At 43.1% G+C, this 11,765-nt stretch carries 8 protein-coding genes; 1 reads left to right on the top strand and 7 read right to left on the bottom strand.

The annotated features are described in order from the left end of the window. Positions 1–189: 189 nt before the first annotated feature. The 6 genes from AC58UU_RS13185 to AC58UU_RS13160 all read right to left on the bottom strand — a co-directional run bounded on the left by AC58UU_RS13185 (position 190) and on the right by AC58UU_RS13160 (position 9,041). A complete protein-coding gene (locus AC58UU_RS13185; RefSeq protein WP_497316220.1) occupies positions 190–3,795 on the bottom strand; it encodes a discoidin domain-containing protein in 3,606 nt (1,201 codons plus the stop codon). Between the two features lie 176 nt (positions 3,796–3,971). Beyond that, positions 3,972–4,313 carry a DMT family transporter gene (locus AC58UU_RS13180; protein ID WP_497316218.1) on the bottom strand — a complete coding sequence of 114 codons (342 nt, stop codon included), beginning with the start codon at positions 4,311–4,313 and terminating at the stop codon, positions 3,972–3,974. Beyond that, entirely contained in the window at positions 4,303–5,097 is a 795-nt protein-coding gene (locus AC58UU_RS13175; protein WP_497316216.1) for an HAD family hydrolase, read from the bottom strand. The genes AC58UU_RS13180 and AC58UU_RS13175 overlap by 11 nt, the downstream gene beginning before the upstream one ends. 7 nt (positions 5,098–5,104) lie before the next feature. After that, positions 5,105–6,805, bottom strand: a complete 1,701-nt coding sequence (locus AC58UU_RS13170; protein WP_497316214.1) for a putative 2-aminoethylphosphonate ABC transporter permease subunit — start codon at positions 6,803–6,805, stop codon at positions 5,105–5,107. Positions 6,806–6,818: 13 nt separating this feature from the next. After that, positions 6,819–7,853, bottom strand: coding sequence for an ABC transporter ATP-binding protein (locus AC58UU_RS13165; RefSeq protein WP_497316212.1), 1,035 nt, complete (start codon positions 7,851–7,853; stop codon positions 6,819–6,821). Positions 7,854–7,952: 99 nt separating this feature from the next. Continuing rightward, positions 7,953–9,041: a putative 2-aminoethylphosphonate ABC transporter substrate-binding protein gene (locus AC58UU_RS13160; protein ID WP_497316210.1), complete on the bottom strand. Its 1,089-nt coding sequence runs from the start codon at positions 9,039–9,041 to the stop codon at positions 7,953–7,955. A 317-nt stretch (positions 9,042–9,358) separates the two neighbouring features. Between AC58UU_RS13160 and AC58UU_RS13155 the strand changes: the two genes are divergently transcribed. Next, positions 9,359–9,892 carry a GbsR/MarR family transcriptional regulator gene (locus AC58UU_RS13155; RefSeq protein ID WP_497316209.1) on the top strand — a complete coding sequence of 178 codons (534 nt, stop codon included), beginning with the start codon at positions 9,359–9,361 and terminating at the stop codon, positions 9,890–9,892. Positions 9,893–10,184: 292 nt separating this feature from the next. Here the strand turns inward: AC58UU_RS13155 and AC58UU_RS13150 are convergent, their stop codons facing one another. Then, positions 10,185–11,732 (bottom strand): glycoside hydrolase family 32 protein, encoded by a 1,548-nt coding sequence (locus AC58UU_RS13150; protein ID WP_497316265.1) that lies wholly within the window; start codon positions 11,730–11,732, stop codon positions 10,185–10,187. Between the last annotated feature and the right edge of the window lie 33 nt (positions 11,733–11,765).

Genomic DNA, 11,765 nt, shown 5'->3' with positions numbered 1-11,765 from the left:
ACAATCTGCAATTTAGTTTATCCGGTCACAACCGTTCATTCTGCAACTTGAACATGTTGCTCGACTTCGTTCGAGGAAATGCAGCTTTAGATCACCTTTGGTACCATTAATCGTCCAAATCGATGAGGGGGAGAAAATTGATCTCCCCCCGTTTCATTACCGATCCATCCAAATGTGATCAAATAATGTCTACTTTTGTGTCAATAAATATTGAGCGTCTCGCAGCAAATAGGTTGCCGCTTCGCTTGAAATGTGTTTCCCGCTTTGCGCCTCCACCTCGTTCACAAAGCTCTTCAAATTTTTGTTCGCCAATTTGGCCTGCAGGCTGTTGGCAATTCCCGCATTGTCGATCCATTTGGCATCGGCAAACCGTGTTACCAGCGCCTTCAAGGAATCAATGCTGGCCACCGTCTGGAAGTGAACGGTCTTGCTTCCCACATTGCCGGCCATGTCGCTGGAGGTAACAATAAGGGTATGCTGACCGAGCGGCAACTTATAAAGCGGGATCGCCGTTCCGATTTGGTAAGAATACGTATCCATCGTCACCGTCGTCTTGCTGCTGTCCACACCCGACAAGTTATCCGTCCATGCAATCTGAGGCGTCAAATCCAAGGAATCTTTATAAATACTGTTATCTCCCGGTACGGACACCGCGATCGACGGAGCTGTCTTGTCGATGCTAACGGATACTGTATGTGCCCGTTCCACGTTGCCTGCTTTGTCTACACTCCAATATACAAGCTTATGCACGCCTTCTTCCGACAATACGACGGTCGTTCCCGTTTGCACAGCGCCATCGTCTACGATGTAGTAGGTATTGGCTACACCCGATTCGTTATCGCTCGCGCTTAAGGTTACAGTAACATCTTGATTGACCCAGCCGCTTGGCGCATTGTCCGTTGTCGTTGGCGGTTGATGTTCAACTTCAAAGACATTAATCTCCGCAGCCGATGCCCAGCCGTTAACACCCGCCGTTGCTTCGAGCTTGACATATAATGCATCTGTCGGATCAAAAGTTACTACTTTCTCCGCATTGTCGTTTGCCCAAGTTCCGCTTGCAACTTTAGTAAAGCTCACTCCATCCTTACTTACAAATACGTTATAGCCTGTAATAATTCCGTTGCTTCCTGATTGCCTTGGCAAATACTTGACTTTATCGATTTTGAAGGTTGCTCCAAGTTTCAAGGTAATCGATTGAGGGAGAACGTCAGATTTATTCCACTTTGTATGCCAAATCGTCTGTGGGTTCCCGTCAATCGCCATGGAGGCACTATCATTTTCACCGGCTGTTTCTTCGCTTGTCGCCGTTGCCGACTGAATGATCTTATTAACAGTTACGCTAATGCTTGTTGTCAAGGGCACGTTATTGGGATTTGCCACCCCAGTTGGCAACGTTACAGTTCCATTTACAGTGAAGGTCTGTACAGTCATTACAGTGGGATCATAGTTTGAAGCATCTACATTCCATGTCACATTGGCATTCCCAACGCCTTCATCAGTAACCAAGGATACTGTCCCTGGCAATCTAAGGGCGTCCGCTGTCTTCGCCGATCCGAATGCCACCCCTGTTATGTCAGCAGGCGCAGTGATGCTGTTTAAATTACCAGTGTTAATCTTAAGGTCAATGTCCTCCGACGAACGGTTATACATGGAATCGTCGGCGAATACCCTGATTATATATGGAGTATTCGGCGTCAAACCTGTAAACTTATATTTCCTGTACTCATCGAATGGTTTGTCCATCGGATACGAAAGGCTGTTAAACGATTTGTCCACTTTCCCCGTGATCTTGTTGATAAGCTGAATATTATATTCCAAATTGCGCACATTGTCATTTGCTTGCTTTATTGTAAAAGCAACTTCATTGTTATTGAAGGAATCGATCTTAATGCCCTCATCAAACTGCGGAGCTATGAGATCTCTTATATCCTTCTTACTATAGCTAAAGGCATCTTTGCCTTCGCCAATGTTGACTACACGAGGTATGCTTACAAATTCATCTGTAGCTAAATTATACTGCTTGAGGATCAATTTTGTACCGTAAACCTCTATGAAATTCGAGATGCGAGGTGTTGTATGATAGCTTCCATACGAGCCTTCTATATATCCGCCGAACGGACCGTCATCTTGATAACTGGAATAGTTCGAACCACCGGAATCGAGAAACGAAGCCGCACCTTGATAGAGAGAACGTTCGTCGGTCGGGTCATATTGCGTATGACCTGACATATAAAACACCTGCGAAAAATTATTGTCGACAATAAATTTACCGAAATTATTACTTGCACCGCTGCTCCATGCCGATCCCCACACGGTTCCGCTTACCGGGTAGTGAGACATTGCAAATATGGGTTTTGTTGGATCATAATCCGCTTCACTTTTAATTTGGTTGAGGTAATCTTTGGCTTTTCCCACCGTGCTGCTGCTGTTAATATTTGCATCAAAACCAATCAAATTATATCCTTTTATCTTTACCCTATAAGCACTGTTATAGAAATCGTTATTGTACGAATTCGTTGATTCGTTCCACGCGCCCGCCGTACCAACAGGTATTAAGTTTTCGGTACCGTTCATATCATGGTTGCCTTTTACTATATATAACTTCGTAGTGTTAAATAAGCCCTCAGCTTTAAGTTTATCGTATACTTTTGTAAGATTACCCATCCACACATATTCATTGGCATTGTTACCGCCGGTAATGTCGCCAGGCTGCACCATTACGTCGGCCTGCGGGAATACTTTCAGGGCTTTTCTATAATCTTCTTCCACGCGCGTATTGATTGCACTACCAGCGATTTCCGGGTCGCTTTGATCAATCATATTTAAATCGGCGGGAGTTAATGTTTTATTGCTTTTTTCATAGATGAATATGGCGTTGTTTAGTTCACGTTCGTTATAATTGATGGTTTCCTGTGTATATAATTTTACTTTTTGCGTTGTTGCAACCGAAGTTGCCATATTAAAAACCTTTTTCAAATAATCAAAATCGGTTTGGCTGAAGCCGTTGCCGAGACCGCCTGCTACTAGTGTATTTGCTTTTGATATTGCGTCGTTAAGTGCGTTCATATCTACTTTATTTAGACCGTAATTATTATAATTAGCTTGAACTACATTACTGCTTAATACACCTTTCCAAACCTTCAGATCAGCGATATCGAATGAATTACTACCATTGCCGCCCACTCCGTCGCTGCCTATGTTTAATGGGTTCGATGTATCTAAAGATCCGAGCCCCAGCGAAGTTTCAGCCATTTCGTAACCATCAATATATAACGACCCGAGCATTTTATCTCTGTCTACAACAAATGTCACGTAACGCCAAGTGGAAGCATTAAACGTGTCGCGGCCAAAATTTACGGATGCGGCCGGGAATCCTAAATTCATATTGACCGAATTGACTGATGTATAAATCGCCCAGCCTGCGTTAGAACCCTTACTAAAATCCTTGTTCGATAATATGACCTGATTATTCTTAGTGTCGCCCTTATACCAGAAGGATGTGGTAAAACTTTCATCACCAACATTCAAGCTTTGCGTCGTACCGACATAATTGCCGTTTCCGCTTTCTAGGTGCAGAGCTTTGGTCCCGGGTAATACACCGTCTACAAAACTATAATTTCCATGTGCTATCAACGAATTCCCTTGATTTGCATCGTCCTTTAAATTATTATCGAATTTAATTGATGCCATAAGGGGGTTGGCATCTAATACGTCATTCTCTGCATTTACTGCGGTGTTTGATAACGTACCGATTAACATCATTGATGCGAGGGTAACGGATATAATTCTTTTCACTACAGAAAACCTCCATACTTTAAGTTTTTTAAGAACCTGTTCAAAACCTCGTAAAATCCTGTGGATACGCTTTTTGAATATCGCCATTAGTGTCCCGATTAACGTCCTTTACTCAGAGACAATCCGTAAGCACCACCCCCAAAAAATGGTCTCACTCTGCATGACTTCAAGTTGATTCAATGAGCTTTACTGCTTACTTTCAGCCCTATAACACCAATCACAATTAGTGTCATCCAGATCGCTTGATTCATATTGAAAGATTCTTTGAAAATCAAACAACCTACTAAGGTAATGAGAACAATACCGACGCCAGACCATATAGCATAAGCAACACCAACTTCAATATAGGTCAGTGCAAAGTTAAGCAGAGTAAAGCTGCAGCCGTATAACACAAACATGAGTACCGAAGGCAATAATTTGGTAAATCCTTCGGATAGCTTCATCGACGTTGTACCCGATAATTCAAACAGGATGGCGAGTGCTAGAAATACCCATCCCCAACCACTCTCAACCTTCATCTATGGATGCCTCCAAGCGAAGCTCTGAATAGGTAGAGATGACTACATTCGCATCTTTCAACCATTGCTCTTTCAAAACTGGATTTCCCTCACTCATGTGTCCAATCGTTACGGCAACTCCTGCTGAATTGCCCATCTGCATATCACTGTTGGTATCTCCTATTAGCGCAACTTGGTGTGGTAATAAACCAAGTTCCAAGCAAGCCCTATCTACCATTTCGGGAAATGGCTTCCCTTGCTCTACCAGGTCGTTTCCGATAATCACCTTAAAAAACTGCCGGATTCCCATCCATTCTAAATGTTTCACGGCTTCTGACGTCTCATCCGCCGTAACGATACCGAGAGACATTCCTTGTTCGCAGCATTGTTTAATAAAGTCAATGGCGCCCGGTAAAGGATAAGCAGGGCGTACGTGTTCCATCTCTTCGTCTGCCAATCGCTTACTTTCTCTTGCAAATCGCATAGATTCACTCCAAGGAAGCCCCAGACGATAGCCTTGCCAAGCCAAAATAGCCAACAAGTCTCCTATAGATCCCATAGCCAAAGGACCGTTTCGGCTGTAATCAGTGATTTTCCCCGTAGAGTCATGAACTGTCCCCCATAAATCTGAGATGTGGTCGATCGTTCCCTGGTTTACGTTACCTGCTATTTGATTAGAATAATGGCGGTATAGCGATTCGCTCCAACTGCCCCATAGACCTATAAAATTCAGCAGCGTACCATCCTTATCGAATAAAATACCTTTAACAGGAAAGCGGTTGTTGTTGATAATTAATTCAGTCATTTCAAATCTACCCCTCTTTCCTGACCAAGAGCGCTTCTGTCTTCCGACGCAATCTCCCTGAGACTAGCATGACGAGCGTTCGAACAATCAAATTGGTCAGTATGATTAACGTTGACATGGCCGCCGCCGGGGCAATATCTCCGGAATCTTCCATATTAACAATCGCTACAGCAGCAGGTTTTAAGTCAGGTGCATACAGAAAGATGATCGCCGACACCGTAACCATGCTGTTGATGAAAAAGTAAACAAAAATCTCTACAATCGTCGGCAGCGACATCGGTAACGTGACCCGGAGCAGCGTCCGATACCAGGGTACGTTCATCGATTCCGAAGCAGCCTCGAACTCGCTGTCCAGCTTTTTAAGAGACGATGTCATCGTTAAAAAGGAAACCGAGTAAAAATGAACAATGTTGCATAGGATTACAATCCATATGGTTCCATACAACCCATGCAAGGGTTGATTCGGATTGTTAAAGAAGAATACATAAATCAAACCCAGCACTAAACCAGGCAGTGCGAGCGGAAGCATCGAAAGGAAATACGCAGCATTACGCAAGAACAGAAAGCCTTTAGACTTTTCAATCAGATAAGCAAACATAAATGTAACTATCGTGCCGATCAAGGCGGTACCTACGGATATGACCAAGCTGTTAACGAAAGGTCCTGTTCCTTCCAAAAAACCGTCGTAATGAGCGAAAGAAAACTGTAAGTTATAAGGCCAAACTCTTACTAAAGACCCATAGATTGCAACGAGAATGATGCTGAGTATGACAGCTGACAAAAGGGAGCAAAACACGTAGTACATAACGTCTCGCAGCTTACTTTTCTCAATCCGATAGGGGGGTGATTTTGCACTGAGCCACCCGCTCTGTTTTCGCACAGAAATTCGATCAATGACAAATGAAATAATGGCAGGAATAAGCAGTAAAACCCCTACAGCTGATCCCATTTGCATATTTTGTTGACCAATGACTTGCTTGTACAAATCTGTGGCAAGAACATTATATTGTCCACCTACGACTTTGGGGGCCCCGAAATCTGTAAACGTCAGAACAAAACAAACGAAAATAGCGCTTATCAAAGCAAATTTGACTCCTGGTATGGTGACCGTCCAAAACATACGCCATTTGGAGGCCCCGAGTGTTTCCGCCGCTTCATACAAACGATAATCGGAGCTTGCCAGGGCTACGGACAGCATCAGAAATGCTTGAGGGAACGTATATAAAACTTCGGAAAAGACAATGCCGACCGGTCCATAAAGCTCAATACGGAATTCAGGCAGCACCCCGAAGAAGCCGGTGGAGATAAGCCCTTGATTGCCAAACAAATAAATCAGCGCTAAACCGTGAAGCATGGAGGGAGCAAATAACGGCAGCAAGGCAACCGATCGGAATAACCATTTAAATCGGATTCCGCTTCTCTCCAGCGCATATGCAAATCCGAATCCAAGTGTCACTGCAATGAAAGTCGCTATTGATGAAACCTTGATGGAATTCCATAATGAATTGACCAACGCCGGGGTCGAGAAATATTTCGTGAAATTAGAAAGACCTATGAAATCTCCATCTTGATTGGTGATGGCTTTGATTGCGAGCTCCGCAAGCGGGAGCAGGATCGCAAACAGTAAAGCGAGTGTCATCATCAAAATAACGATATTTTGACTCCATGTGTTCGTATTCGGTCGCAATCTTTTTAACCACATGTCCATAACCATAGTCTCCTTATACCACTGAAAGTTCCGCCACAGAGTCAAACCGGATGATATGCTCAGGAGGAAGGGTAAAGCTAATCTTCTGATTAAGCTTAACACCAAAGCCCATCATCGCTTGCGCTGGCACATCCATCGTAACGAATTGATGAAGCGAAGTGTCCTGTTGATCCAATAGCTCTACGACCAAACGATAATGAGTCCCACGGTATTCAAGTTCCCGGACAATGGCTAGTTTGCCTTTTTCATGACCTTCTCGAACTAGATGGACATGCTCCGGACGAATGGCAAGCATCCCATTGCCTTGACTATCCTTCGCCGTTTCAATAAAACTAACGGCACCGATAAAATCTGCAACAAACGGACTGTTGGGCTGTTCATACACTTCATTCGGTGTTCCTACCTGAATAATTCTTGACCGGTTCATGACGACAATACGATCAGCCATTGTTAAGGCTTCCTCCTGATCGTGCGTCACCATAACTGTCGTCATGCCGAACTTTTGGTGGAGACGGCAGATTTCACGCCGCAGCTTAACACGAACCTTGGCATCTAATGCAGATAACGGCTCATCCAAGAGGAGACAATCAGGTGAAAAGGCAAGCGCTCGTGCGAGTGCAACTCTTTGTTGCTGGCCTCCTGATAATTGAGCGGGAACTTTATGGCGCTGCTCGTCAAGTTCCACTAATCCAAGCAGTTCATCCACTCGATCGGCAATTTGAGCTTTGGATAGCCGATCCCGAAGACCGTATGCAATATTCTCGCTAACCGAAAGATTAGGAAATAATGCATAGGATTGAAACATCATTCCGAAATTCCGCTTACCTGCCGGTACCGCAGTAATATCCTTGCCTGCAAGGGTCAAAATGCCTCGGTCCGCTTTTTCTAGTCCAGCCAAGATTCGCAGCAGAGTAGTTTTGCCACAACCGCTCGGCCCCAGCAAGCAGATGAACTCGTGTTTGTTGATATCTAATTGAATGTCCTGCAGCGCGACTTGCTTCCCAAATTGCTTGGAAAGGTTCCGCAGCGATAAATAACCTGATTTCATTACAAATGCCCCTTTGACCTAAAATGCGATATCGATTCCGACATAGAAAGGATGCCTTAACTTAACAGCATCCTTTTCATGAAAGATTACTCGAACAAATTACTTTTTCGGCTCTGCTTTGGAACCGTATTTTTTCTCCCAATCCTTCAGTACAGCTTCACGGTCTCTAGCCGCTTGGTACAAGTCCAGCTTAGCTAACTGAGCCACTGGATCTTTCGTGTAGCCTTCAGGAATTTTATTTCCTTCTTGCTTGATACTCAAGATCGCATAGTTCTTATTGTATTCTTTCATAGGCTCATCACTGATCGCCCAATCCAGAAATAATTTAGATTCCGGCTTTATTTCCTTCTTTTTCACAAGTGCATTGGCTTCCATATCCCAACCGGAACCTTCTTTAGGGAAAATAACCTCAACCGGAGCCCCTTTTTTCTTTTCCAAAATACCGCTGTACCCGTAAGAGATACCGATTGGAGCCTCCCCTGAAGATGCCATTTTCGCTGGTTTGGAACCAGAGTGTGTATACACCATCATGTTTTCATGCAGCTTGTCCATGTAGGCCGATGCTTTATCTTTGTATAGTTGGTTAAGTGCATTTACAGTTAAGTAGCCCGTACCGGATGATGCCGGATGCGGCATAGCAATCAATCCTTTATATTCGGGTTTAATTAAATCCTCGTATGATTGGGGGATAGCCAATTTACGTTTTTCCAGCTCAACCTTATTGACAATGATTGCTGTCTCCCAGATGTCAATGCCTACCCATTTCGGAGTACTTGCTTTATCTTTGAATTCAGGCAGTACCCGATCGACACCTTTGGGCGCATACGCCTCCAGCATTTTTTGGTCATCCATGACGAGGAGACTTGTTGCCGCTAATCCCCAAATGACATCCGCTTGAGGATTTTCTTTCTCTGCAATCAGTTTTGCTGTCATAATTCCTGTTGAATCGCGAACAATATTCACTTTGATATTCGGATATTGCGACTTGAAGGAAGTCAGGTAAGTTTTTATTTGTTCTTCTTCCATGGCTGAATATACGTTGATTTCTGCTGGCTTACTGGATGCAGCTGTAGGTGCTGTGCTCGGACTGCCTGTTGAAGCAGCTTCCTGTGGTTTCGCCGTACCGCATCCCGCTAATAAACCTGTGACCATTAACATAGCTGCCATCGATTTCCAATTGATTTTCATCGTTAGTCTCCTTTTACGCCTATGGCGAAATGATAGTTTAAGAGAGTTTAATTCAGCATAACAAGATTCAATTTTTTCTTAATTCTATAATTTTCCAACCTCTCATTTACCTGTTTTTCGCTTCAGTACAAAAAATATTGTACAATGATTCCGAGATTAATGTGTAAAATGACTGTTAAATCCATATAAATATTTTGTAAATGCCCTTATTTTCCTACTCGCTTACTTAACCAACTTTTTGATATAATAGTGAAATTAAATACAAAAAATATTGAACATTTATTCTCGACAACGAATAAAGGGAAGTGAGCCTGCTAATGTCCCACGATCAAAAATCAGAACAAAGATTAAAAATAAGGAAGAATTTGATTGAAGCTATGGCGCAAACGATGGATTTATACGGTGCTACCCATTCATCCGGCCAATTGTACGGGATCATGTTTTTTGAAAATCGTCCGATGACGCTTGATGAGATGAAAATAGAAATGAATATGAGCAAAAGCAATATGAGTTACGCAGTCAGATCGCTTTTAGAATCTCAAATGGTCAAGAAACTCGAGGAGAAGCAGGATCGCAAAGAGTTATATGTTGCGGAGGTCGACTTTTTTCTTGCCTTCCAAAACTTTTTCACTTTGAAGCTTCAACGTGAAATCGATGTGATGACAGAAGCCATTAACAACGCGCTTCCCGAATTAACCGAATTAATACTAGATGAGCATATATCTGACGAGGAAAGGAAGCTTGCTCTTCAAGATCTGCATAAGCTCAGACATGGTCAGAAATATTACGAATGGCTCCAGCAGTTTGTCGACGCATTGAAACGAGGGGAATACTTCAAAGATTTACAGTAAATTAGGGCGCTCAACAACTAATGTTTCCCACGACAAAAAAACCATTTGCCAAATGGGCAAATGGGTCCTAGTTTCGTTGTTGGATCAACCGTAGCAGTATTAGTATCCCCGGAGGAATACTTTACCCCACTGGTCAGTGTTTGATTCGGACCGTAAGAATAGGTTGCATACACAACCGTGCTCACGGTCGATCCTGCTGGTACGCTGTAGCTTGAATCGTCGAAAGTCAGCGTTGGGGGTCATCTTCAGTCGAAAGACTCTCGCTCCTGTAGGCAGCAGGTCGTGTATAAAGTCATACATTTGTCTTGTTGAAGTGCTTGATTACAACATTTTTAAAGATCACGGTGCCGCCTTCAGAAAAAAGGGTAATCCCTTGATCGTTTAATTCCGGGAAAATTTCATTGGAAAAAACGATGGTTCCATCATCCATAAAGACTTCAATACTTGTTTTATCGACGAGTATCTTTAAGTGAACGTTCTTCTTACTCACATCAAAGGGTGCCCTGCTTTCAACATATTTACCACTCTTGTCGGGCTGCCCTGTAAAAGCTCTATTGACATAAGAGTACCCTCCCTCTGCAAAAACACCTACATCTACATGACGGTTTTTGTCTGTTGATTCTCGAAGTCTTAATCCTACATTTTTGATCTCTGACCACGATATATCTGTCTCAAGCTGGTACGCATCGCCTGTTACATGAAGAGTTTTAGAGCCATTAACCTCTATTTGTTTCAACGAATCCGTTGTATTTGTCAATTGATTCAATGCTTCAATGGGTTGTGAAACCAAACGATACGTATCGCCATCATGTTTTAAGTTAATTTGACGAACAATCGAATCCGTTCCGTTAAACCCTTCTTGAAGGGTTGGCGTATTATGGGGATAATCCCAATTATTCATCCAAGCCAAAGCATACCGATGATTGTATTTATCGCTGTCTTTCCCTTCTTCAAACGTGACAGCACCATACCAATCAAAGCCGTAATCTAACCACTGAGGGTCACTTTGATCAGGGGAAAATTCCTTTCCATTAAAGTGTCCAGTCCAATAGGCGTAAGTGTTTGGTTGACCTGCAGACTTACCATTTGCGCTGACACCAAGAATCCATTTATAGATCCCATCATTCGTACGCATCAAATAAAGATCAGGACATTCCACAATTCCGATATTTTCTGTCATAAAACCACTCATATATTGCCAATCTTTTAAATTCGGAGACTCATAAAAACCAATCTTCGTCCCTTCCGCCATTGCCATCACCCATTTATTATTCTGATGATCCCAGATGATTTTCGGGTCTCTAAAATCTTTAGTGCCCGGATTCGGAATAATGGGATCTTCACGATAAGAAGTAAACGTTTTTCCTTTGTCCGTACTGTACCACAGATATTGTTCCTGCTTTCCGCCTTTTGCAGACGGCTGTGTTACGATCGCGACAAGCGCTTCTTTTCCAAAGCCTGCCGTATTTTTCTCGTCCACTACGACTGATCCGCTCCATGGATCGCCATTACTGGTTGTATATTTAGGAATGGCCACCCCTTCATCTGTCCAATGCACCAAATCCGTTGATGTCGCATGCCGCCATTCGGTTCCATTTCCGTTCGGATAATCATGATTATAAAGATAATAGTAATGATACTTTCCATCCAAATAAATCGGCCGCTGAGGGTCGTTTTTCCATTTGTCGGGCGTAGTGAAATGATAGCTAGCTCGATAAGTTGGCATAACGGAATCGATGGTTTCGTTCTTGTTATTGTTAACTGAATAATGAACCACTAATCCTATCGTCATCAAAATAATGATACAAATCATAACTACACCTATTCGTTTATAATTTATTGTATAGTTCAAGCTGACACCTCCTCGCCGTGC

This window comes from Paenibacillus sp. JT22N1, assembly GCF_059692155.1.
This window is presented reverse-complemented; position numbering and strand designations above follow the sequence as displayed.